General features: G+C 39.7%; 21 protein-coding genes. 11 read left to right on the top strand and 10 right to left on the bottom strand.

Translation table 11 applies throughout. The features are described from left to right. The first annotated feature begins 127 nt into the window (after nucleotides 1-127). Genes sbcD through AB1A03_RS16310 form a run of 3 tightly spaced genes read left to right on the top strand, consistent with a single transcriptional unit; the run spans nucleotide 128 to nucleotide 5,057 of the window. The gene (sbcD, locus tag AB1A03_RS16300) at nucleotides 128-670 is read left to right on the top strand and encodes an exonuclease subunit SbcD (RefSeq protein ID WP_354625653.1); all 543 of its coding nucleotides are present in this window, start codon (nucleotides 128-130) and stop codon (nucleotides 668-670) included. After that, nucleotides 649-1,362 (top strand): exonuclease SbcCD subunit D C-terminal domain-containing protein, encoded by a 714-nt coding sequence (locus AB1A03_RS16305; protein ID WP_354625654.1) that lies wholly within the window; start codon nucleotides 649-651, stop codon nucleotides 1,360-1,362. The genes sbcD and AB1A03_RS16305 overlap by 22 nt, the downstream gene beginning before the upstream one ends. Further along, the gene (locus AB1A03_RS16310; RefSeq protein ID WP_354625655.1) at nucleotides 1,359-5,057 is read left to right on the top strand and encodes an SbcC/MukB-like Walker B domain-containing protein; all 3,699 of its coding nucleotides are present in this window, start codon (nucleotides 1,359-1,361) and stop codon (nucleotides 5,055-5,057) included. Before AB1A03_RS16305 ends, AB1A03_RS16310 begins: the two co-directional genes overlap by 4 nt. On the opposite strand, the gene AB1A03_RS16315 is transcribed toward AB1A03_RS16310, so the two are convergent. Then, entirely contained in the window at nucleotides 5,054-5,926 is an 873-nt protein-coding gene (locus AB1A03_RS16315; protein ID WP_354625656.1) for a helix-turn-helix domain-containing protein, read from the bottom strand. The genes AB1A03_RS16310 and AB1A03_RS16315 overlap by 4 nt on opposite strands. A 181-nt stretch (nucleotides 5,927-6,107) precedes the next feature. Between AB1A03_RS16315 and AB1A03_RS16320 the strand changes: the two genes are divergently transcribed. Next, the gene (locus tag AB1A03_RS16320) at nucleotides 6,108-8,882 is read left to right on the top strand and encodes a glycoside hydrolase family 3 protein (protein ID WP_354625657.1); all 2,775 of its coding nucleotides are present in this window, start codon (nucleotides 6,108-6,110) and stop codon (nucleotides 8,880-8,882) included. A gap of 165 nt (nucleotides 8,883-9,047) precedes the next feature. Here the strand turns inward: AB1A03_RS16320 and AB1A03_RS16325 are convergent, their stop codons facing one another. Beyond that, nucleotides 9,048-10,073: a LacI family DNA-binding transcriptional regulator gene (locus AB1A03_RS16325; RefSeq protein ID WP_354625658.1), complete on the bottom strand. Its 1,026-nt coding sequence runs from the start codon at nucleotides 10,071-10,073 to the stop codon at nucleotides 9,048-9,050. 241 nt (nucleotides 10,074-10,314) lie between these two features. Between AB1A03_RS16325 and AB1A03_RS16330 the strand changes: the two genes are divergently transcribed. The 3 genes from AB1A03_RS16330 to ulaA all read left to right on the top strand — a co-directional run bounded on the left by AB1A03_RS16330 (nucleotide 10,315) and on the right by ulaA (nucleotide 12,378). Next, on the top strand, nucleotides 10,315-10,758 hold the full coding sequence (locus AB1A03_RS16330) for a PTS sugar transporter subunit IIA (protein ID WP_354625659.1): 444 nt from the start codon (nucleotides 10,315-10,317) through the stop codon (nucleotides 10,756-10,758). Between the two features lie 65 nt (nucleotides 10,759-10,823). Then, nucleotides 10,824-10,952 carry a PTS sugar transporter subunit IIB gene (locus tag AB1A03_RS16335; RefSeq protein ID WP_354625660.1) on the top strand — a complete coding sequence of 43 codons (129 nt, stop codon included), beginning with the start codon at nucleotides 10,824-10,826 and terminating at the stop codon, nucleotides 10,950-10,952. A gap of 169 nt (nucleotides 10,953-11,121) precedes the next feature. After that, the gene (ulaA, locus tag AB1A03_RS16340) at nucleotides 11,122-12,378 is read left to right on the top strand and encodes a PTS ascorbate transporter subunit IIC (protein WP_354625661.1); all 1,257 of its coding nucleotides are present in this window, start codon (nucleotides 11,122-11,124) and stop codon (nucleotides 12,376-12,378) included. Between the two features lie 441 nt (nucleotides 12,379-12,819). Here the strand turns inward: ulaA and AB1A03_RS16345 are convergent, their stop codons facing one another. Further along, nucleotides 12,820-13,821, bottom strand: coding sequence for a methyl-accepting chemotaxis protein (locus tag AB1A03_RS16345; RefSeq protein WP_354625662.1), 1,002 nt, complete (start codon nucleotides 13,819-13,821; stop codon nucleotides 12,820-12,822). Nucleotides 13,822-13,934: 113 nt separating this feature from the next. Beyond that, nucleotides 13,935-14,705: a cache domain-containing protein gene (locus tag AB1A03_RS16350; RefSeq protein WP_354625663.1), complete on the bottom strand. Its 771-nt coding sequence runs from the start codon at nucleotides 14,703-14,705 to the stop codon at nucleotides 13,935-13,937. A 148-nt stretch (nucleotides 14,706-14,853) separates the two neighbouring features. Between AB1A03_RS16350 and AB1A03_RS16355 the strand changes: the two genes are divergently transcribed. Continuing rightward, nucleotides 14,854-16,254 (top strand): glycoside hydrolase family 1 protein, encoded by a 1,401-nt coding sequence (locus AB1A03_RS16355; protein WP_354625664.1) that lies wholly within the window; start codon nucleotides 14,854-14,856, stop codon nucleotides 16,252-16,254. A 162-nt stretch (nucleotides 16,255-16,416) separates the two neighbouring features. Then, the gene (locus AB1A03_RS16360; protein WP_354625665.1) at nucleotides 16,417-17,304 is read left to right on the top strand and encodes a LysR substrate-binding domain-containing protein; all 888 of its coding nucleotides are present in this window, start codon (nucleotides 16,417-16,419) and stop codon (nucleotides 17,302-17,304) included. A gap of 202 nt (nucleotides 17,305-17,506) precedes the next feature. On the opposite strand, the gene AB1A03_RS16365 is transcribed toward AB1A03_RS16360, so the two are convergent. The 6 genes from AB1A03_RS16365 to AB1A03_RS16390 form a co-directional block, all read right to left on the bottom strand. Beyond that, nucleotides 17,507-18,259, bottom strand: coding sequence for a putative metalloprotease CJM1_0395 family protein (locus AB1A03_RS16365; RefSeq protein WP_354625666.1), 753 nt, complete (start codon nucleotides 18,257-18,259; stop codon nucleotides 17,507-17,509). An 11-nt stretch (nucleotides 18,260-18,270) separates the two neighbouring features. Next, a complete protein-coding gene (locus AB1A03_RS16370; protein ID WP_354625667.1) occupies nucleotides 18,271-18,549 on the bottom strand; it encodes a hypothetical protein in 279 nt (92 codons plus the stop codon). Nucleotides 18,550-18,631: 82 nt separating this feature from the next. Then, nucleotides 18,632-19,312, bottom strand: a complete 681-nt coding sequence (locus AB1A03_RS16375; RefSeq protein ID WP_354625668.1) for a Rossmann-fold NAD(P)-binding domain-containing protein — start codon at nucleotides 19,310-19,312, stop codon at nucleotides 18,632-18,634. Between the two features lie 51 nt (nucleotides 19,313-19,363). Then, on the bottom strand, nucleotides 19,364-20,383 hold the full coding sequence (locus tag AB1A03_RS16380) for a Gfo/Idh/MocA family protein (RefSeq protein ID WP_354625669.1): 1,020 nt from the start codon (nucleotides 20,381-20,383) through the stop codon (nucleotides 19,364-19,366). A gap of 140 nt (nucleotides 20,384-20,523) precedes the next feature. Next, the gene (locus AB1A03_RS16385) at nucleotides 20,524-21,777 is read right to left on the bottom strand and encodes a Y-family DNA polymerase (RefSeq protein ID WP_354625670.1); all 1,254 of its coding nucleotides are present in this window, start codon (nucleotides 21,775-21,777) and stop codon (nucleotides 20,524-20,526) included. Then, nucleotides 21,777-22,187, bottom strand: a complete 411-nt coding sequence (locus AB1A03_RS16390; protein ID WP_354625671.1) for a LexA family protein — start codon at nucleotides 22,185-22,187, stop codon at nucleotides 21,777-21,779. Before AB1A03_RS16390 ends, AB1A03_RS16385 begins: the two co-directional genes overlap by 1 nt. 232 nt (nucleotides 22,188-22,419) lie before the next feature. Here AB1A03_RS16390 and AB1A03_RS16395 point away from each other — a divergent pair, with 232 nt between their 5' ends. Together AB1A03_RS16395 and AB1A03_RS16400 are read left to right on the top strand one after the other, a co-directional pair. Continuing rightward, nucleotides 22,420-23,280, top strand: coding sequence for a DMT family transporter (locus tag AB1A03_RS16395; protein ID WP_354625672.1), 861 nt, complete (start codon nucleotides 22,420-22,422; stop codon nucleotides 23,278-23,280). 246 nt (nucleotides 23,281-23,526) lie between these two features. Then, nucleotides 23,527-24,732, top strand: coding sequence for a hypothetical protein (locus tag AB1A03_RS16400; RefSeq protein WP_354625673.1), 1,206 nt, complete (start codon nucleotides 23,527-23,529; stop codon nucleotides 24,730-24,732). Nucleotides 24,733-25,057 lie beyond the last annotated feature (325 nt).

The raw sequence follows: 25,057 nt of genomic DNA on the forward strand, positions 1-25,057 counted from the left end.
ATTTAAATTAAGCCATAAATATATAAAGCCTCTGAAAAATTGACTGATATATCAATTTCTCAGAGGCTTTTTTTATCTGTTATTATTCCCTAAATTATTATTCATCGACAAATATCACGGGTAACATATGAAGATTCTACATACTTCAGATTGGCATTTAGGGCAGAGTTTTTTAACCAAAAGTCGCAGAGAGGAGCACCAAGCATTTATCAATTGGTTGCTCATTCTTATTGAAAAAGAGTCTATTAATGCAGTTATTGTTGCTGGCGATATTTTCGATACAGGGACACCACCAAGCTATGCTAGAGAAATGTATAATCAATTTGTTGTGGCAATAAGTAAATTAAACTGCACTTTAATTGTACTTGCCGGTAACCATGACTCTGTCTCAACGTTGAATGAATCCAAGGATATCCTTGCTTGTCTTAACACCTATGTTATTACAACAGCTGGAGAGGATATCCATCGGCAATTATTTACACTGAAAAATAGCCAAGCTGAAATAGGTGCGATTCTCTGTGCAGTACCCTTTATCCGTCCTCGTGATCTGTTGACGAGTAGTGGTGGTGAAACGGGGCTACAAAAAGAGAGGCGCTTGGGGAAGCCATTAAGGCTCATTATCACGCGCTTTATGCTGCCGCGGTTGATTTGCGTGATGCCAAGGGGCTAACGGTTCCGATTATTACCACCGGACACTTAACCGCGTTAGGAGTAAGTCAGTCTGAATCGGTTAGAGATATTTACATAGGTAGCTTAGATGGTTTTTCTGCCGATGCTTTTCCTCCTGCTGATTACATCGCTTTAGGGCATATTCATCGCCCGCAAAAAGTCGCGAAAAGTGAACATATTCGTTATAGCGGTTCACCGATTCCCTTAAGTTTTGATGAACTTAAATATAATAAACAAGTTGTTATTGTTGAATTTATTAGCGGCAAAAATATTTCAATCACACCCTTTGATATACCACTCTTTCAACCTATGGCAGTATTGAAAGGGGATTTAGATGCTATTAAAGTACAATTACAGAATGTTGCTAATGCGCTTAATGACCAGCCCACTTGGTTGTTTATAGAGGTCGAAGTGCAAGATCATTATTCCGATTTACAACAAAGAGTCTTGGCGATGGCCGATGAGTATCATGTTGAAGTCCTTAAAATAAAGCGCGCTAGAGGAAAAAATCAACCTGTTTTAACACAACAGATACAAGAGACTCTGGCTGAGTTAGATCCCTTTGATGTATTTAATAAACGCTTAGCCCTTGAAACTATTGAAGGGGATCAAGCTGAAGCGCAACTTGAACGAATTAAAAATGAATTTAAAGAGATAGTCACGGAAGTGGCGTATCAGGAGCCGAGCGAATGAAAATTTTAACTCTGCATTTTAAAAACCTTAATTCACTCAAGGGAGAATGGAAAATTGATTTTACCCAAGCGCCTTTTATCGATAATGGATTATTTGCCATTACCGGACCAACGGGAGCTGGAAAAACGACTATTCTCGATGCTATCTGTCTTGCGCTATACCACAGCACGCCGCGCCTTGGTGTTATCACCACTGCCAACAATGAAATAATGACCCGTGGTAGCGCTGAGTGTTCTGCTGAAGTAGAGTTTGAAGTTAAAGGTAAGGCCTATCGTGCGTTATGGAGCATGCGCCGCTCACGAGGCAAGGCAGATGGTAACTTACAGCAAGCCGATGTGGAGTTAGCGGAAGTTGCCAGTCAGCGTATTATTGCCAGCCAAATAAAAGCGAAAAGTGAGAAGGTTGAACGAATCACTGGGCTCGATTTTGCCCGTTTTAGAAAATCAATGATGTTGTCACAGGGCGAGTTTGCAGCCTTTTTGAATGCGAATGAAAAAGAACGGGCTGAGCTTTTAGAGGAGCTTACCGGCACGGAAATATACGGCCTCATCTCCGAAAAAGTACATCAACGTTTTATGGATGCCAAAATTAAACTTGGTGAGTTAGAGGCAAAAGCAAGTGGTGTACATTTGCTCAATGATGAACAAAAGCTTGCCTTGAACGATGAGTTACATCATCTCAATAATGAGCAAGTCCAGCTGAAGGTTGAGCTGGCACAATTAAGTGCGCATAATGTTTGGTGGACTGAACATGATAAAGCGCAGGCGAGTGCTAATAATGCCAAACGGGAGTCTGATCTTGCCCTTGCTCAAAAAGAGGCTGCACAGCAACAGTTGCTGCGTTTAGCGCATAGTGAGCCAGCCGAAAAGCTAAATATGCCATTTCAGCTTTGGCAGTCAGCCTTACAACAGGTAAATAAAACGCAAACAGCATTGTTAGCAAAACAAGAAAGTGAATGTTCCGCGAAAAAATCCCTCGATTTATCTATCACTACTGAGCAGTCATCGTTGCACACTTTAAATACCGCGAAGGCTCAGCAACAGTCGTTAGAAAAATTAATCAATGAACAAGTACTGCCGTTAGATAATGTAATAGTAACGCTGCAAGAGAAGCTTGATGAAAAAGAGAGTCAATTCAAAAAGTTGAGTACGTTACAAAAAACGACACTGGAAAAGCATGAGCAACTTGTTGGTCAACAAAAGAATCAGCAACAGAGCTTAGAAAATGTAACGCTGTATTTACACAACCAGCAGTCGGATCAGTCATTACAGCAATATCTTGGTCAATGGCAAATGCAAAGTGAGATGCTGCAAACTGAACAACAAAACATGACGGTATTGACTGCAAATGAGTATAGTGTGCAACATTCTCTTCTTGGCAAACAAGCAGAGCAACAGAACAACAATAATACATTACAAGCGGCGAATGATCACTTAGCAACCGTGCAACAAGCATTGCTTAAAATAGAGCAGGATTATCTGCTGGCTGAAAATGAGGGTAAACTTGAAGAGCTCGAAACAAGTAAAGAAAGAATGGACCGTGGTTATCGAGCACTTGTTCAATTAAGTCATGATAGTGGGCAATGGTTAGCTGTGCAGACTGAACAGCGCTTAAAGCAAGCAATGTACAGCGAACAGCAACAACAATTGGTTGAGCTAGATAAAATAGAGCAACAAAGTATCGATAAAATTGCGAAACAAAAACAGTTAATTCATGCATTGAAAACTCTCGCAAATCAAGAAGAGCAACTTGCTCAGTATCGTCTTCATTTACAAACAGGGGAGGCGTGTCCTTTATGTGGCGCCAAAGAGCACCCTAAAATTACAGGTGTCGCTATTGATATTCCGGAGGTGATCGATCAACTAAGTGATGCGGAAAAGGAGTTAGAGCACTGTTTAAAAATTATTACAGCAACAACGTCGAAGATTAGCTCAAGCAAACGTTATTTGCAGGAATTACAGCAGAGGTTGAACGCTATTTCAGAAGAGCAAAGCGAGCTTGAAAAAAGTTGGCAAGTTAACTGTCAGTTGTTATCAATAAATATGGTCATTAGTGAAACGGATCAATTTATGCTCTATCAACAACAACAGGATAAATTATCATCACAAATAAGCGACAAAATAGGCCAGTTAAAGTATCTCGAAAAAGCCTTAAAGAAGGCAACTTCGGATGTAGAACAAGCTGAACGCAATGTTGAAGTGATTAAAACAAAGATCGCATTGCTTGAACAGAATATAAGTAATGAGCAGGAAAAATTAGCCCAAATAAGTACAGAAAAAACGCATAAAATAGAACAAATAGACGCTAAAAAAGCGACCTTACTGGTGGAGATCTGCGAAAAAGGTTTTGTTGCTCCCCTATTTGATGAGTTAGCGCAGTGGTTGAGCGAAAAACAACGGGATGCAATGCGTTGGCAAGAATATAGCCAACAAAAACAGCATATCACGAGTCACCTATTGCAATTAGAGGCGCAAATCGAAAGTGCAGTAACGACTCTTGTTGAACAAACGCAGCAACTCTCTCTTCTGCAAAGGGATAAACTTGCCTTACACAAAAATTTGACTGAGCAGCAGCGTGAGCGACAACGTCTTTTTGCTGACAAAGTGGTTGCGAATGTTAGAGAGCAAGCATTGCAAGCGTTAGCAAATGCGGAATCTGCATACCAAATAGCTCAGCTGACGATGCAGAGCGTAAGAGAAAAGCTAAGCACTATCGGTGGTGAGATTTCCATTTTACAACACCGCCTGAAAGAGGAACAAAACAGCGTAAAAGTGCAAGAGCATACGTGGTTAGTACAATTACAGCAAAGTCCCTTTGCGACAGAAGGTGATTTTTGCAAGGCATTATTGTCAGCAGAAGAACGCAATGACCTTTTAGCACTTCAGCAAACACTCAATACGAAGATAGCGCAAACACAAGCGTTATGTGACAGTGCACAGCAGGGATTAGCAGCGCTGATGCAGCATGCATTAGTCGATGAATACCTGAAAACCCCACAAGCAGAAATTGTGGAAAAAAGTGGGCAGTTGCACGACCGTGCAGAGAATATCACAAAACGTGTTGGTGAAATTAACAATGAATTGACATCGGATAAAGCGCGTTGTGATGGTCAACAACTTTTATTTACTGAAATTGCAAATTTTAAGGTCCGCTACGATGATATTCACTATTTGCATACCTTAATTGGTTCTCAAAAAGGGGATAAATTCAGAAAATTTGCTCAGGGTTTAACCTTAGATAATCTCGTCTATTTAGCCAATAAACAGCTCGATAGAGTGCATGGACGTTATCAATTGCAGCGTAAGCAAAATGAAGGGTTGACGTTGGTTGTAGTCGATACGTGGCAAGGTGATATCGAGCGTGATACTAAAACACTTTCGGGTGGTGAAAGCTTTTTAGTTAGCCTTGCGCTTGCCTTAGCGTTATCAGATTTAGTGAGTCATAAAACCAGCATTGATTCACTGTTTCTCGATGAAGGTTTTGGCACCTTAGATAGCGAAACCTTAGATATTGCGTTAGATTCGCTAGATAACCTCAATGCTTCGGGCAAGATGATTGGCGTAATAAGCCATGTAGAAGCGATGAAGGATTGTATCCCAACACAGTTAATCGTGACCAAAAAAAGTGGCATGGGTATTAGTTTTCTTGAGGCTAAATTTTCGGTTAAGGCAAAGAACATTGCCAAACGCGGTTAATTCCTACGCTGTTTTCTGTAATTCTGCGGCGTTAATTGGAAAGTCTGTTTGAAGCATTTAGAAAAATAATTACTATCGGCAAAGCCGCTCTGTTCGGCAATATGTTGTACTGAATGTCGGTTTTCTTCTATTAGTAATTTACTTGCGAAATTAAGACGAATATCTTTTAAATACTGGTTTGGTGAGGTATTCAAAAATTGGCGAAATAACCTTTCTAATTGTCTTTTACTAACAAATGCTGCCCTGGCTATTGTTTCCGTATTAATATCGATAAGGGCAAAATTTTGTTCGATGAAGACTAAAGCTCGGCTTAATGCAAGGGTTGGTTGAGGTAGATCCTGTGATTGTTGTTGATAAATACGAGATAATGAGACGACTAATTGTTGTAATAAGCTGGTTAACATCACTTCAAAACCGGGCTGGGCTAATTGATATTCTTGCTTAATACTACTAAGCAGTGCTTGAGTTGCTGAAAGTTGCGGACCATTTAACGTTAATTTTGCTCGGTATTCAGTTTGCTGTCTGGCAATAGGTTCAACTTTAAACATCGCTTGATAGCCAGATAAAAGGCGCATGGAAGGCAATTCGAAGAAAGGCGTTTGATAATCAAACATTAAGTTAACAACTTTCAACTTATTCACATCATGAAAACCATGCTCAATATCACCGTTTATAACAAATACATCGCCCTTACTTAGCGGGTAGACATGTCTTTCGACCGAATGGTTTCCACTGCCACTAAGTACAAAAAAAAGCTCTGAAAAATCGTGTTGATGGGCGGCAAAGTCATGATTATGAAAGCCGTCAACATAGGCAAATTTGATCTGTTGATGTTGCTGGTGAGATTTTAGTTGATATATAATGCTCATGTCGCTATTTTCCTTTTTATTGTCGCTATTTTGGTAGAATAGCGTACCTAACAAGCATACTATTTACTAAGAGCATAACCAATATAATTTTGTCTTTGTGTTTATTTGCATAAGTTAATATCGGCTTTATGTTGATCTAATTTTTCAACACGTACCATAAATAGTGATGAGTGAGTTTTATATGAATATTAAACAAATCAGCCAAGCACAGCAAAATCTTGTGCCAGTTAGTCGTCAAGCTGCTGCCGAAGGTATTGTATTACTCAAGAATGAGGACGCGGTGTTACCGTTAAAAGCTACTGAAACAATCTCCTTATTTGGTCGCTGCCAAATCGATACTTACCGAAGCGGTACAGGCTCAGGTGGCGCGGTTAATGTACCCTATGCGATTAACGCCCTAGATGGTCTAAGAGCAAATGAAGGTATTGTGTTGAATGAGTCATTGGTGACGATTTATGAAAATTGGATTGCAGAACGTCCCTTTGATAACGGCGGTGGTGGCTGGGCGGCTGAGCCTTGGTTTCAACAAGAAATGCCTCTTAGTGAAGATGTGATAGTGCAAGCTGCAGCTGTGTCCAGCAAAGCGGTTATATTTATTGGCCGTACAGCGGGTGAAGATCAAGATAATGCCGATAAAGCAGGCAGTTATTGTTTAACCGAACTAGAAATAGAGATGATCGCGAAAGTTAACCAGCACTTTGACAATGTGATTATCGTACTTAATGTCACCAATATTATGGATATGGCATGGCTTAACACTATTTCCGGCCATCAATCGATTAAAGCAGTACTTTATAGTTGGGCTGCGGGGATGGAAGGCGGTCATGCGTTGGCCGATATCCTTTCAGGTGATATATCACCAAGTGGTCGTTTAACAGATAGCATTGCTTATCAGCTAGCAGACTACCCATCATCAGCAAACTTTGGCCGTAAAGATTATAATTTGTATGCTGAAGATATTTATGTTGGCTATCGTTATTTTGAGACCTTTAATCCGCAAGCGGTACAGTATGAATTTGGTGCGGGGCTTTCTTATACTGAATTTAGCCGTGATCTTGTCGCTTATGCCGAGGAAGGTGAAGGCGTAAATCTCATCTTGCATTTTGATGTAAAAGTGCACAATGTTGGCATTGAATTCTCTGCTAAGGAAGTCGTACAGTTATATCTAGAAGCACCGCAAGGTGTACTTGGTAAAGCAGCTCGCGTGCTAGCTGGCTTTGCAAAAACGCAACAATTAAAACCAGGAGAGAGTGAAACATTGCGCATCTCAATTCCTGTTACTTCATTTGCCTCCTATGATGATAGTGGCATAACAGGGCAACCGAATAGTTATGTGTTAGAAGAAGGCTGTTATCAATTTTACCTAGGTGCAAGTGTTCGTCATGCTCAGCCTGTTGCTGCAACGTTTGCATTAGATCAGTTACTGGTTATCGAGAAATTAACCGAAGCGCTTGCGCCTATTCACCCCTTTGAACGCCTAAAACCTTTACAGAGAAACGAGTCAGGCGTGTATCAAGCTAGTTATGAGCCTGTACCATTACGCACTGTTTCTTTAGCGCAACGCATTCAAGCTAGTATGCCACAACCATTATCATTAACTGGTGATCAAGGCATTAAGTTAATAGATGTAAAACAGGGCAAAGCATCATTGCAGGATTTTGTTGCACAAATGACGCCAGAGCAATTAGCAACTATCGTACGAGGCGAGGGGATGTGTAGCCCTAAAGTCACGCCAGGTACCGCAGCTGCATTCGGTGGTGTATCTAATAGCCTATTTAATTTAGGGATTCCAGTCGTTGCCGCCGCAGATGGCCCCTCTGGAATTCGTATGGATAGTGGCCATAAAGCGACGCAGGTGCCAATTGGTACGCTACTTGGTTGTACTTGGAATAAACCGCTTAACGAACAGCTATTTTTCCTTGTTGGGCAAGAGTTACTTGCAAATCAGATAGATACCTTGTTAGGTCCGGGCATTAATATTCATCGTCATCCGCTTAATGGGCGAAACTTTGAATATTTTTCGGAAGATCCCTTGATGACGGGGGTGATGGCTGCCGCACAAACTCGCGGACTGAAAAAAGCGGGGGTTACTGGCACAATCAAACATTTTGCTGCGAATGACCAAGAAACGGCTCGCGTTGATGTTGATAGCATCATGTCACAACGAGCACTGCGTGAAATTCACGTAAAACCATTTGAAATGGCGGTGAAGGAAGGTGGTGCAACTACCATTATGACGGCTTATAACCCAATTAATGGTCATTGGAGTGCTTCAAATTATGATCTTAACACGACTATACTGCGCGAAGAGTGGGGGTATACTGGTATTGTTATGACCGATTGGTGGGCTAAAATGAATGATCCTATTCAAGCGGGTAAAGAGGATAAGAGCTATACATCATTCATGATTCGTGCACAAAATGACCTTTATATGGTGGTTGAAAATGATGGCGCAGAAATGAATGCGATGGGCGATGACACGCTAGCCGCGCTGCAGAATGGCACGCTGACATTGGGTGAAATACAGCGATGCGCTATGAATATCTGTCGCTTTATTCTCGATACTCCAGTGATGGATCGACCACTGAAAGCCTATGAACCCATTAAATCATTCGCTGCTATTGATAAAAGTGCTGCTGAGACCGTGCATCAGATTGACCTAGCAATTGAACTTAATACGAAAAGTAATTCAACCGTGATGATTGAAGTGGCAGAAGCTGGAGTGTATCAGTGTAGCAGTTTAATGAAATATGATGCTGAAGCGACTTCACAATCAGCTTGTAGCTTGAGTTTAAATGGGATTTTTAGCATGACATTACCCATTAATGGCACCCATGGTAAAATTATCACTGTAGAAGGGCTGCAAGTTAAACTTGATAAAGGTTTTTATAAGCTAGACATTGATTTCGTAAAATCAGGTTTACAGCTGGAAAAATTGATTTTTACTAAAGTGTAAAATTATTAGGCTATTATCCATTTACTCCTACGCTTAATTAGAGCATATAACAGTAGGAGTTCATGGTGTTTTTATATAGGTCTCCCCCTATAATAGGGCTGCCAATTAGAGGGAGATTTTTATGTTAAGGAGTCGTGGAGAGCTAAAAATTGTTATGGTCATTGATTAACTACTTGCACGCTCACAGAGTTTATAGCCAACATCTATTTGGGTATTATTATTTACTTCTTTATCTAACAAGCGCTCTAATAATCGCTGAGCCGCTTTTTTTGCCATTTTAGTATAGTCAATGTCGATACTCGTCAATGTAGGTACTGATTGACGACTAAGTAACGCTCCATCAAGGGTTGTTATGGCAATATTTTTAGGGACTTTAATGACTCGACGTTGGCATTCAAATAATACCCCCATAGCGATATCTTCATTACTACAAATAATAGCATCTAAATTACTCTGTTTTAATAATAACTCTGAGAGTCCTTGAGTACCTAATTGAATATTAGCAATATCGTTGGCGATTAAAAAATGGTCTGGGGATAGATAATTATTAAGCATTGCAGACTGCCAGCCTCGTAATTGCTTTTGTAAAAGATTGTGCTTGCTTTGACAACCAATAAATGCAATGTTTTTATAACCTTTATTAATTAGATATTGAGTCATATCTTTGCTTGCCTGATAGTGGTCAATGCCAATATTCAAGTCTGATGCAAATTTGTTGATTTCAGTAACTTCCATAATAGTTAGCTGAGCATTTTTTATCATTTTTGTTGACTGCTCACTGTAGTCACTGCCAAAAAGTACTACGGCAGAGGGGTTGCTTGCTAGTAGTGTTGACAGCAATTGCTCTTCCTGTACCGTGGAGTGATTACTGTAACCCAGTATTAACTGATGGCCTGCTTTATTTAATACCTCCTGGAAAGTCGGAATAAATTGAGAACACATTTTATCAACAAATGAGGGGAGAATAACTACGATTGAGTTACTTTTTCCAGATGCGAGTGCACCTGCCGCTTGATTCGGAATATAGCCCAATTCATCAATTACTTGCTGTATTTTATCTCTTAGTTTACTAGAAACTTGATCGGGCATTCTTAATGCTCTAGATACAGTCATTGTTCCTACGCCAGCCGACTTTGCTACATCAGCTAATGTGACACGTCCTGTACCGCGACGTTTACGGGGTACTTCCATAGATAATCCTGAATATAATTTTAAAACAGCAGAGTTATTCCAATTGTTATTAGAGAATATCATTATAACATTATTAAATCTTACTTTAGCGCCTGTTAATAAAAGTGATATCTAAATCACACATTTGATAGCGCTACCAGATAGCGCTATCAAATGTGACGCGCGTCACTAATTGGTATTTGAAATACGGGTAAAGTAGCACCACTAGAAAATGACGGCTTAACACTAGGGGAGTAAAACCATGCTTAAAACGTTGCTTACAGAGGATGTCATTAATATTTATGACAGTACAGAAAATTGGCAGGAAGCCGTTACATTAGGATGCCAACCATTAATTGATAATGGTGCGATTAATCCTAGTTATTTGGATGCTATTTTTCGGACTCATGAAGAAATTGGTCCCTACTATGTTGTTGGTCCTGGCATTGCGATGCCACATGCACGGCCTGAAGATGGTGTAAATAAACTATCCTTAAGTTTAACGATTATTAAAAATGGCGTTAAGTTCAATAATGAAGAAAATGACCCAGTAAAGTTGTTATTGACACTTGCTGCTACAGATAGTGAAAGCCATGTACTTGCTATTCAGCAACTTGTAGAGCTATTTATGAATGAAGAACATGTAGAAACTATTTGTAATGCAGATACTGTTGCTGAAATACGCAGCATAATTGAACAATATTAATTAATCCCATGCCAGAGATGGCGCATATTTATTAACACTGAATTAAATCAAAAAAGGTATAAATTATGAAAATTATCGTTGTATGTGGAAATGGTCTTGGTACAAGTTTAATGATGGAAATGAGCATTAAAAGTATTGTTAAAGATCTTGGCGTAAAAGCAGATGTTGACCATGTAGATTCTTGGTTCAGCTAAAGGAACGGATTGTGATATTTTTGTTGGTACGAAAGATATTGCAGAACAACTTATCGCACAAAAAGTCGAAGGTAAAATTGTTTCTCTGGATAATATGATAGACAAAGTGGCAATGAAAGAACGCATGTCTGCAGCATTGCAAGAACTTGGCGCATTATAGGAGACCATTATGGAGTTTTTCAACTTTTTAATGAATGATGTGCTATCCGAGCCTGCTATATTAGTTGGCTTAATTGCACTAATCGGATTAATTGCACAGAAAAAACCTGTTACGGAATGTATTAAAGGTACCGTAAAAACGATAATGGGTTTTGTTATTTTAGGTGCGGGTGCTGGCCTTGTCGTTAGCTCATTGGGTGATTTTTCTGCAATATTCCAAGAAGCTTTCAACATTCATGGTGTGGTACCTAATAATGAAGCGATTGTCTCGATAGCGCAAGAAGCATTCGGTAAAGAGATGGCGATGATAATGTTGTTCGCCATGATTGTTAATATCTTAATTGCACGCTTCACGCCATGGAAATTTATTTTCTTAACCGGTCATCATACTTTATTCATGTCGATGATGGTTGCTGCTATCTTAGCGAGTGGCGGTATGTCAGGGGTTGCACTTATTGCAACGGGTTCAATTATTGTTGGATCATTAATGGTATTTTTCCCTGCCATTGCACATAAATATATGGCTCAAGTGACGGGCTCTGATGATGTGGCTATTGGTCATTTTTCAACCTGTTCCTATGTGTTAGCGGGTTTCATCGGCAGTAAATTTGGTAATAAAGCCCATTCAACCGAAGATATGGATGTACCTAAGAGTTTATTATTCTTACGTGATACACCCGTTGCTATCTCATTCACGATGTTTATTATCTTTATCATTACCTGCCTTTTTGCTGGTGGTGATTATGTGCGTGAAGTCAGTGGTGGCCAACATTGGTTCATGTTTTCTTTAATGCAATCAATTAGTTTTGCAGCTGGCGTCTGGGTTATTTTGCAAGGTGTGCGTATGGTTATCTCTGAAATTGTACCGGCGTTTAAAGGTATTTCAGATAAACTTGTACCCAATGCCATTCCTGCACTTGATTGCCCAGTGGTATTCCCATATGCACCCAATGCGGTTTTAGTTGGTTTCTTATCTAGCTTTGCGGCAGGGTTATTTGGTATGTTCCTGCTTTATCTAATGGGATTGACCATGATAATTCCAGGTGTTGTGCCTCACTTCTTTGTAGGTGCAGCGGCAGGGGTATTTGGTAATGCAACTGGTGGACGCCGTGGTGCCATTTTAGGTGGCTTTGCGCAAGGCTTATTAATTACCTTCTTACCTGTATTTTTATTGCCAGTATTGGGTGATTTAGGTTTTGCTAACACAACATTTAGTGATGCAGACTTTGGTGTCGTCGGTATTCTATTAGGCATAATAGTTAACTAAGCAATACTTATCAGCGTACATAGAGCAGACCATTCTTGAAAAAGAGCAGGTCTGCTTTCTTTATGTAAGCAAATTTCACAATATCCCTGTTCGGACTGATGTAAATGTAGCGAACTTGTATTACAGGATCTCGACATATTATCCTTAATTACTTTTATTGTTTTGTGTTCTTGATGCTCACGTGGATTTATAAAGCTACTGATATTACTCATCGACTGTGCTCGTTATGGCTATCCCTAATTTGTTAGTCTATTAACGCAACTAGCTAATCTTGTAGACATTTAGCTGGCGATAATCTCGGGTATCTAGCGTAGGCAATATCGGTTTCAGTAGATAGTTAAGTGGTTGATTTGGTGGGTTATTTTATAATTATCTGAAAGCTGATGCATGTGCAAAAAATGCCATTCTCGACGAATGGCATTAGTTTAGCAAGTGATTCAATTAAATGACAAAAAGATTCACTTTGTCGTTAATGACTTTACCGATACCGGATAATTTTTCACTGGTTTTTACTGTTTCATTGGCAGCCTGATTGGTCACTTCCGTTGCATCTGAAATATTAACGATGTTACGCGCAATTTCTTCAATCACATTAGTCTGCTCTTCAGATGCCGTTGCGATTTGAATATTCATTTCAGAAATGCGTGATATAGAACTTGAAATACGCACAAGAGATTCACCGGCTTCTCCTGCTTTTTGTACGCTAATATCACTCGTTTCTCTACTTTGTTTCATCGAATCAACGGCGCGTTTCGCCCCATTTTGTAAGCTGGTAATTTTATTGTTTATTTCTTCAGTGCTCTCTTGTGTTTTACCAGCAAGGCTGCGGACTTCATCTGCAACGACTGCAAAGCCTCGTCCTTGTTCACCAGCTCGAGCGGCTTCAATTGCCGCATTCAAAGCGAGAAGATTGGTCTGATCTGCAATACCTTTAATTACCCCTAAGACGGTACTGATATCTTTAACTTCGTGCTCCAACTCGCCAATCACTTGCTCTGCAGTTGCTAAATTAATGGCTAAACCTTGAATAGAAGAGATTGCTTCATCAACTATTTTATTGCTTAACTGTCCTTCATGATCTGCTTCTTGGGCAGCTTCCGCAGCACCCTGTGCATTGAGTGCTATCTCACTGGTTGCGGCTGACATTTCTGATACTGCTGTCGCTACCTGTTCTGTTTCGTGCTTTTGTTTTTCCATCTCTTGATGACTTTGAGTCGAAATATTATGCATTTGCTCTGAAATTGTAAGCATTTCATCGGAGTTGTTTTTAAAATCTGTCATCATGTGATGAATATTGGCAACAAAGGTATTAAAGTACTCCGCTAGTTTACCTATTTCATCGTTACTTGTGATCGCTAAGCGTTTGGTTAGGTCTCCATTTCCTTGGGCAATATCATGCATTGCAGTTTGTAATGTACGCAGCGGCTTGGTTAATTGAACCATCAGTAAACTTAATAATACAACAGCAATGATAACGGTGATTGGTGGGAGGTATAATGCTAAATTACGGATTTTATTTATCGATGAGAAAGCTTGTTCTTTGTTGATTTCAACGGCTAGATACCATTTAAGTGATGGTACGCCTTCAATGGGGAAAAAACCAACAAGCAGGGGCCTGCATCGCTAGAAGCTTCCATTAATTCAGGTTGTATTGATATCTTATCTTTTGTATAAATATCATTAATGTTCTTTTGGATTAACCCTTTGTTTTGATGTACTAAAATAGTGCCGTCATCAGCAATGAGATAAACATGTCCCATGCCAGAAAAATCAACAAGATCTAAGGTTTGTCTGATAAAGTCTAGTGATAAATCACTGGCGGCAACACCAACAAAACGACCATTTCTGTTAATGGGAGCCATCGCTGAAAGTAATACATCACCACTGGTTGCATCGACATAAGGTTTAGTAAATGATGCCGAATTAAGTCGTTTAGCTTGTGTGTACCATGGGCGTATGCGCGGGTCATAATCTGCAGGCAGCGATATATTTTTATCCTCTAAGACCATAGTGCCGGATTCATTGGCAACGTAAACATGCACAAAATTTGCAGCTTTATTGATCAATGCGAGTTTAGATCTGTCCATTGTCGCACTGATTTCATCTGTTTCTTCTGCAACTGTTGATATAGCGAGTAATTTACCGTTTAGCCAATTAGAAATATTGCTTGAAGCGGTATGAGACGTTTCTGTAAGGTTAGCGTGCAAGTTAGTTTGAGTATGATTCATGACTGTAATATAGTTAATCGAGGCTAAAACGATTAATGCTAAGGCAATAATTGAACTGGCCGCTAATATTATCTTCCGTGAAAATCCTAAATTTTTCATGTTGTTCCTAGTGTTTTTATCAATCATTGAGTTTTATGTGTTGTTAAAATAATTGTTATTGAATAATAATCATTTCATATGATTATAGCAATCATTTGGTTGTTTGCTGTTTAGCAATCTAGTAACCAAAACTTATTAAGGAGCTTTTATGTCTTTTCGTTTTCCGAATGAATTTTTATGGGGAGGGGCGACTGCTGCTAACCAAATTGAGGGGGCTTATAATATCGATGGTAAAGGGCTCTCAACCTCTGATGTGCAGCCCTTTGGCACGTTTGGCGAATTAAAAACACGTCACCAAGGTGATTTTAATATCAAAGATACCGCGATCGATTTTTATCATCGTTATCCCGAAGATATTGCTCTGTTTGCTGAGATGGGGTTTACTTGTTTTCGCCTATCAATCGCATGGAGTCGTATTTTTCCAAAAGGTGATGAATTAGAGCCAAATGAACTTGGTTTGGCATACTATGACAAAATTTTTGATGAGTTAGAGAAGCATGGCATGGTTCCGTTGGTGACTCTTTCGCATTATGAGATGCCATTGTATTTAGCCGAGCATTATCAAGGTTGGAAAAGTCGAGAATTAATTGTATTTTTTGAACGTTACGCACGTGTCGTTTTTAACCGCTACGGTCATAGAGTTAAACATTGGTTAACTTTTAATGAAATAAATATTTCGCTGCATGAACCTTTTACAGGGGCTGGTATTCCTCGGGGGAGCGACCCTCAAAGTCTATATCAAGGAATGCATCATCAACTTGTCGCGAGTGCTAAGGCTGTTAAAGCCTGTCACGAACTGGTAGCCGATGGCAAAATAGGTAATATGATGCTCGGTGCTATTCAATACGCTTTAACTTGTCATCCCGATGACATTTTTGCTGCTATGCAAGAAAATCGAGAATGGTTATTTTTCGGTGATGTGCAGTCCCGAGGTTATTATCCAAGCTATATGACGCGTAAATTTAAAGAGTTAGGTGTTGAATTGGATATTAATGAAGAAGATAAGGAAGCGTTAACAGAGACTATTGATTTTATCTCTTTCAGCTATTACATGACGGGCTGTGTCACCACACATGCTGAAATGGAAATAGTTGATGAAAAAGTATTAAAAATGGGCAGCAATCCCTATCTTAAATCTACAGATTGGGGCTGGCAAATTAATCCAAAAGGTTTGCGGATTGTGCTTAATTTACTCTATGACCGTTATCAAAAACCACTCTTTATCGTTGAAAATGGTTTAGGCGCAGTTGATAAGGTTAATGGACAGGGGGAGATTGAAGATGATTATCGTATTTCCTATCTCAATGATCACTTATATCAAGTTGGTGAAGCACTGCAAGATGGGGTAGAGGTAATGGGCTATACCAGCTGGGGTCCTATCGATTTAATCAGTGCTTCTACGGCACAAATGTCTAAACGTTATGGTTACATTTATGTCGATCGTGATGATAATGGTCAGGGCAGTTTAATGCGCAAACGTAAAAAAAGTTTTTATTGGTATCAGGATATTATCCAATCAAAGGGACAAAATCTTCAACCGCCAGTATAGTTATCAAAGAAATTTCGGCAATCTTCTACCTCTGTTACCTCAAGTTACTTTGTTAAGTGCCAGATCGGCTAACAGAGCTGATGTAACGTGAGGTCATTGTTATTCACTTTTCGAGTAATGGATGATAGCGAAGCAAGGCAGATGGTATTAAATCGGGGATAAATGAATATTGCATTAAGGCAATTAAATATATTTAAAATGGTTGCTCAAGAAAAATCAATTACGCTGGCTGCGCAAAAGCTCTATTTAACAAAACCGGCAGTTAGTATGGCGCTTAGCGAGTTAGAAAAGCAATTAGGTCATCAACTATTTGACCGACATAATAATCGTTTGTTGATTAATTCGTTTGGCTTAAAGCTACAACCATTAGCTGACGAAAATCTTACTCGTGCCGATCATATGACGAGTTTATTTGATGAACAATCTGGTTTAACGGGCCAGTTAAAAATTGGCGCGAGTAATACCATCGGTAATCAATTAGCTCCGTTTATAATTCGAGACTTTCGCTTAGAAACAGAACACCTCAAGCAAACGCTATTTGTTTCAAATAGTGCTGCTATTTATGAGAAATTAGCTAAATTTGAATTGGATGTCGCCTTGGTAGAGGGGAAAGTTCACGATGATAGTATTCATATAGAGCCATGGTTATCCGATGAAATGTGCATTGTCTGTGCACCCAATTCCGCATTGAGTAAAACCGTGCTCACAGATATTTCCGATTTAGATAATCAGCCGTGGATTTTTCGTGAAGAGGGGTCGGGTACTAAACACTATTTTATGCGCTACTTAGAGCCACATTTAAAAAACTACAAGGTGGCGCTACAACTCACAAATACAGAGGTCATTATTAATAGTGTCGCAGCGGGGTTGGGGATTGCTTGTTTATCAAAGTTAGCCGTTATACATGCAGTCAAAGCTAATCGAATTAGCATGTTAAATTTGCCGAAAAATCAAATAAGGCAATATTATTTAATACATCATAAAGAAAAATATCTCTCCCCGTTATTACAGCGTTTTATTACATTCAGTCAACATTGGCGGAATTTTTGAAATTGCTTTTTGCTATTAATGGCAAATTCAATATTTAGGAGTAAATATAAAGCCGTTTATACAAGCAAAATAGCGAAGCTAGATTTGTCTATGGAAGGTTGAGTTGATTTTACTGATGGATGAATTTTCATAGAGAGTGTGGATCTGTTGAATACGGTGTTGCACTGTTTGGTCAGTATCATGTTCTTTTTGTAACGATTGTTCACCAGCAAAGTGCTCTGGTCGTGAGTAGCCAGAGGCTGGATGCTGCTCCCTTTATATCATCACTTTTCTGATTTTCTTGTAATATATCATTTCTTGCCTGTGCCGCCATTTGGTCTGCTTTGGCTGCTATCCGTTTATCTTGTCCTGATGGTTCTGCGGGCGCTAAAGCCGCTGCTTTTATTTGTTGTGCTTTACGTAAAGTTGCCTCTGGATCATTGGCAATGGCAGAGGTGTCAATGGAAACCTTGCCAGCAACGGCATATTTTACCCCATCAGGTCCAGTCTGATAGGTATAGCTGGGGGCTCCAGCATATTGCCCTCCTACTGAAGAATGCGCTCTTTCATGAATTTCGACTTCAGTATCGCGCATTTTTAATGAGCTGATTTCCTTCAATTCAGCATCGCTATATTGCTCCTGCCTACTATTTGTCGTACGCGGTGTTTCAGGATCTGATTGCTTATCTTTTGGCACAATGGTTTGATCGCCATCTTGCACTACGGGCTCTTCACCTTGTTGCTTTGTTTCATTGGGATTTAATGATGGAGAGGCAATACCATCAGCCTGTTTATTTATTGGCCTTTGGTAAGTGGGGGGGGCAATGTTACTTTGTGTCGCATCCGTTACCGTACTAATTGACACTGTGGTGTGGGCATTTAAATTAACCGCTTCCGGCGTTTTTTCCGAACGGCTTGGTGCAAGGGGAGCGCCGTTCGCAAAGGGTAATGAAATAGTCGTTAAACTGATATTCATAGCAGCGACTGCTAAACTCGAACATCAATCAAACTGCCCACCGCTTCATCGGCAGTCACTTGATGGCCTGATGAAGATGAAAGGGATTGATATTCTGAAACACGTGCATTAACCTTATCTTTATTAACCTCAGTACTTTTTTGTACTGGCTGCTCGGTGGTTATTTTATCGACGCTTTGCGCTTGCTTTTGAGTTTCAGTAGCAAGTTGTTGCTGTTTTGAATCATAGGGATCATTTCGTTGTAAGGTGACTGGTTGCTTGATAACATTTGCTGTGCCGGAAATGTCCATTGTCATAGCCTCAATTAATACAGATAGGGTAATTATGGTACATTAATGGATAAATTTCTATCTTAATTGTATATAAATTAAACTAACTAATTAGTGATTGCATTTGTGAGCTGGTTAGGCGTTTTACCTGTTTTTTTTCAATATCCAGCTGTTCTGTTGCTAAGTGGATAATTACCTTAGCTACATCAGTGGCATCAATCGGTTTATAATTTTGCAATGAACCTAGCATGCATGGGCTAATCACTTGCATAACACATTGTAGTACTCTTTCATCCATTCTAGGGTCATCACGTGGCCCAGCTAAGGGACCTGGTTGGAGAAATGTAATTGTTTTAAAAGTGAGTTGCTGTAGCCTCATTTCCATCTCCCCTTTACAACGAAGGTAATGAGAAACCCCTTTAGGGGAGGCGCCCAAGCATGATATGACAATAATATGCTCTACACCTAATGTGAGCATATCCTTTGCGACCTTAATCACGAGCTCTACATCGATAGCGTGTAACTGCTTTTTACTACCCGCTTTTTTGATGGTTGTGCCTAGTGCGATCACCGCAACTATTGGAAATTTTGGGGGATTTATAAAACTAGGAATATCTAATTTTTCATCTAACCACTGGGTTAATTTAGCGGCTTTTATTGTAATTGGGCGTCGCGAAAGCGAATAGACATGGGTTATTTTTTCGCACTGTAATGCTGCCTCTAATGTTGATTTTCCCACTAAACCAGTTGCACCAGCGATGATCATTTCTATCGGTTGCGACATATTTTCCCTCAGCGTTAATTAAGGTTGTTGCTAATATTTTCTGCCAATATATCAAGATGCCTTGTCAGGTGTTAGCTCGGATAGCAGATCGTTAGGAAAGTGTATACCGGCTTGTAGGCGAGCTTCAGTTAGCACGTCGATTACCACGAGTGAGTGGTCCAGCAATGCTAAACAAGCGGCATAATTGTTACTGTGGTAGAGAGCCGCGAATACTTTAAATTCATCAACCATACGATTGCTATATTCCCCTTTATTGGTTGATATAGAAGCCTCCTCTATTAACTTAAATTCTACCTCTTTAGCTTCGTTAGTTGGCCCGGCTATTTTCACGTAACCCTTTGTACCTTGCACCGTTGCATGACATGGGCTTTGTGAATCTTTAGCGGCACTACATATCGCAGTGAAATGCGGGTAGTTCATCACTAAAACACCTGAAGTGTCGATACCATTAAAACCGATGTTAGCGTGATAATGTAGCGATTCTGGTTTACCGAAAAGTCGACAAACAAAGTGAATGTTATAGACATTGATATCGAACAGCGAGCCGCCTGAGTAGGCTGGATCAAACGCCGCTAATACTTCGCCCTGTTGGTATTTAGGGTAACGACTGGAAAACTGTGAGTAATTGCACTGTATTAGTTTAATCTCCCCGATTTCAGCTAACTTTTCCTTTACATAGGCAAGGTTCTTTGAGTGGATCAAGGTGATCGCTTCGAACAGATATAATTTTTTCTCTCGTGCTAAATCTGCGAGTTCTTTTAGTTCGTGATAGTTTGAGGTAAATGGTTTTTCACATATCACATGTTTTCCTGCGAGTAGGGCACGTTTACTGTAGTGATGGTGTAGGCTGTTAGGAATACCAATATAGATCATTTCGATATCAGCATCTTCAAGAAATCGATCGTAATCGCAGTAAATTTTGTTAATGCTATATTGTTTCTGTAGCTCCTCAGCTACTGCGCGCGATTTTTCGCGAACGACGATCGCTTGTATTGTTATTTCAGGCACATAGGTCAATGCTGCTAAGGCTTCTTTTACAATATTTCCTGAACCAACAATCCCAAGTTTCATCGTCTATCTCCTATCCGTTTGTCGTTGTCATAGAGGCTGCAGGTAACAGCGCTATGTCACTTTACAAATAATGTCCACTATACGCAAATAATGATGTTGATTCTGTTACGCTTTTCCTTGCTATCCCCTATGAGGGTTAATTAGCAATGTATTTTCGGTATATCCTTCCAATTAGTCGTGTATTGTGGGGTTAAAAACTGCCGTCGCATTGACCATTTTTCATTAACACCTTGACTGGCAAATAGTACGCTATCTCGACCATATTTTTGGTTAACATTATCAACTAAATTCATCAGTTGATTATCGTTTTGGGCGTCATTAAAGAGATCATATTGCTGGTGGTGTGTACTGCTCAAATTAACTAAACCGACACCTATTTTATAATATTGAATACCGGGTATATAAAGTCTCTGAATATCATTAGTGATTGCTTTAATTAAGGTTGGGGTGCTTTGCGTTGGCGGGGTAAAGTGTTTAATAATCTTAAAATAGCGGGGAGCGGTATCAAATGGGCTATTTGCCACAAAAGCCATTAAAGTACCACAAAGTGACCCTTGAATACGTAGTTTTTCGGCTGCGATAGTTATATGTTTAACAAGGGCTTGTTGTAAACAGGCGATATTTACAATACGTTGTCCCACGCTCCGTGTCGAAAATATTTGTCGCTTATCTGCGCGCGTTTCATCCCATCCTTTACATTTTTCACCATTTAATTCTTGAATAGTGCGTAGCAATTCAATATTGAAATTTTGTTCGATTATATGGCGCTTTAACTGGAGTAGTTTGGTCACACTATTAACCCCCATATCGCAGAGTTTTCTATTTGTTTTACGGCCAATTCCCCATACCTCACTAGGCGATATATTTTTGAAGATATGATTCGTCATATCAGCAGGGGTTAATAGAGAGACGCCATTCGAGTCAGGTGATTTTTTGGCGATGTGATTGGCAAGCTTTGCTAATGTCATCGTCGCCCCTAAACCGACACAAACAGGTAAGCGCGCCTCCTTCCAGACTGCTTTGCGCATTTCCTGTGCATCTTGAATAAGGTTGGGAATGGTTAAAAAATCTGCAAATAAAAGAAAGCATTCATCAATGGAGTAGATATGCTGTATAGGCGCAAATCGCCCAATAATTTGCATCATTTTGCCAGAGAGATCTCCATATAACTCATAGTTAGAGGAGCAAACTATTATACCCTTTGTGTTACATAGTGTTCGATATTTAAAATAGGGCTGAAATTTTTTAATACCCAAGGATATGGCTTGTTTATTCGCAGCGATAATACAGCCATCGTTATTAGATAGCACAACCATTGGCTTACCACGCCATTCGGGGCGGAAAACTTGCTCAGAGCTGCAATAAAATGCGTTCGCATCAACTAATGCATACATTAAGTGATATTCTCTAAAAGGTGGCTGGGGCGATGACATCGAATGGATCGGATCACCACGCCTTCAATCGTAAATTGGTCATTTTCTCGTATTGATATAGCATGGAAGTACTGATTAGCCGAGAGTAGCATCCGATTAGGTATATCGATAATTTTGCAAATAAACTCACCATTCAAATTTGCCACAATAACATCTTGATTTTTAACCTGAATATGTCTGTCGATAATTAAAATATCGCCACTAAAAATACCAATTCCTTGCATAGAGTGGCCATCAGCTTTACCAATAAAAGTTGAGCTTGGGTGGTCGACAAGCAGCGCATCGAGGCTTAATGGCAATTGAAGATAATCACTCGCAGGAGATTCAAATCCGGTAATGCCTGCACTTGCAGGTATAGGTATAATGTTCATAGCGACCTAGCTGTATAAATAAACAGTATTATTATAATGAACAAATTGATAAGTACAAGGGGAAAAATAAATCGATTTATTGGAATATTGAAGTTGATTAGTTGTAATGCATTTGTTAACAGTGTTAACTTAATGTCCTCCTTGCATTGCTTTATATAAACCTAAGTCATTATTGGGTTGAGCTTCGTGATAAACCAAGGCAATTAACTGTTACCGATAAGAGACTTCTTCTATGTCATCATCCCGATTAATCCTTGTTACCGTCATTGCAATGATCGCCTTTGCTGGTAATTCATTGCTCTGTAGATTGGCTTTTAACGAGACGAACATTGATGCGGCGAGTTTTACAACGATTAGAATTTTATCCGCTGTCGTGATGCTCGCTGTCGTCGTTACTTTGAAAAATCGTCAGCTAATATGGGGAGGTAATTGGATTTCTGCGATTTCGCTACTAGCTTATGCAGCGGGATTTTCATTTGCTTACCTAAGTCTTCCTGCTGCTACTGGTGCGCTTCTGCTGTTTGGTGCCGTGCAAGCTACAATGATCAGTTATGGCGTGTTTGCCGGGGAGTTGACGAATATTAAACAGTTTTCAGGTATTGCGTTGGCATTAGGTGGTTTAATTGTGCTTTTCTTGCCTGGGTTAGCGTCGCCCCCTTTAGTGGGATCGCTACTGATGCTAGGCGCAGGTATCGCATGGGGGATCTATTCGTTGCGTGGACGAAGTGCTGGTGATGCAACGCAAGAAACATCTGGTAATTTTCTCCGTGCGGCTCCACTCGCATTAGTGGTAAGCATGTTAATGATACCGCAAATGAGTGTCGATTATTCCGGAATTGTGTATGCCGTGGCATCGGGTGCGTTAGCATCGGGTATCGGCTACGCACTTTGGTATAGCGTTTTACCTTATTTGAAAGCCACAAGCGCAGCAACCGTTCAACTAAGTGTTCCAGTAATAACTGCACTAGGTGGTGTGGTTTTGTTGGGCGAACCAATTACGTTTAGGTTAGTGTTAGCATCCTGTGCAATTTTAGGGGGAATCTGTATATATATTTTAGCGAAGGGAGACGCAGCCGTTGCCCACAAAAAATAAGCGAGGATGTTTTTTAAGCACTTTTCCTGCATAAAATTGAGGCAATATATTTCATACCTATTGGTATTAGCCATTATGCTCTCTGTTGTTGATGAACGGACGCTATCAACTTCGAGTAGGTCGATCAATGCCACAGTAATCGGGATAAACTTCATTATAAAATCATATTGATTAGCAAATGCCGTGTACGACAGGCCAGATTAACAAAACATCTCCAGGTAACATGACGATATACAAGGAAGTATCATGCTGATAACGATCAGAAGTAGAGTGAATAAAGTTAAGAGCGGACTGACTCGCCTAAATAATCAACCGATTGGAAAGAGTGTGTTAACCATTGTACTGTTTCTTGATTTATTCATTTTAATGTCAATTTTTCAAGGCTTAGATGATCACACCCGACAGTTAACAACACCCTATGAATACGTCCCGCAGAATTGCCGAGATATTGTTATTGATGAACAGTGGAATGAGAATAATAGACTTACTCTCACCGCAAAAATGGTCTCAAGGCAGCGCAGTCATTATGGTTATCTAGATGAAAATCACCGAGACCAAGAAGTGCATCCTATCTGCCTATCAATATCAACGCTATTGCATGCAATTGAAACGGATAAAACACTTTCTAGCAATCTGAGTTTATTGCTTAAGTTAAGAGGGCAAGTGGTTGATGTTAAGTCTCAACTTGATCGTATAAAGGGGGCATATGATACAACGCTTTTAGAGGATATTGCAGATAATAGTACAAAAGAAAATCCCGTTTCGTTCAAAAAAGAGGTCTCGCTATTAAGCAATAAACTAAATGCCTTAGTAAAGGAAGAGGGGGGATTGGTCGATGAACTTATGCATAATCGGCAACTGGTTGAATTTTTTGATGTAATTGATACCTCATCGACTAAAAATAGAGACATTCTTTTAGCGGAATTACGCGATTTAAATTTTTGGTATCCAGCAAAGCGTTTGGCGATGGAGATGCTATTTTTGCTACCGCTTGTCATCATCTTCTATCTATGGAACTCCAAAAGCATCGTTGCGAATAGGCCATACCAAAGTTTAGTCTCATCTCATCTGTTAGTTGTTGTATTTATACCTGTAATATTTAAGTTGATGGAGCTGATTTACGATATTGTGCCGCAAAAGCTTTTAAAGCATATATTTGTATTACTCGCGTCATTAAAGCTTATTGCAATATGGCATTACGTCATGATGGGAGTCGCTGTTTTAGCTGCTATGGCTTTGATTTACTTTATGCAGAAAAAAATATTTTCACCGGAAAAAATCATTCAACGGCGTATTATTAAAGGACAATGTCAACATTGCGGAGTCCATTTACCAAACGGTAATGATGCTTGTCCGATATGTGGCTTTATGCAATTTAAGCTCTGTGGTCATTGCAATATGAAAACCTATATACATGGAAAATATTGCAGAAAGTGCGGTGCCTGTGACTAAATATCAGTGGTTATTGTGGTTGAATAATGATCACCACAACGTATTCAAGATATAGTATGAGCAAGTCTCAGAAGCAGTTAATGAGCGCGTGGGACAAAATGTATTCCGTAAGTGAATGCACTAGGTCTAAATAATTTCCAGTACAGGGTAAGTCGCTTAGGGGCACAAAGCGAGATAGAAAATTTATAGCTAAATACAAAAAAGACCACCATTTCAGGTAGCCTCAAAGTTATGCGTATAACGGGTGTTATGGTAAATAAACAGCCTGTTGGTGCTTAGATTTATAACTTTAGTGGTAAAATAGTACATGCGGTAATCAAATAGA

It is taken from the genome of Psychromonas sp. MME2 (assembly GCF_040566515.1).
In the GTDB taxonomy this organism is placed as follows: domain Bacteria; phylum Pseudomonadota; class Gammaproteobacteria; order Enterobacterales; family Psychromonadaceae; genus Psychromonas.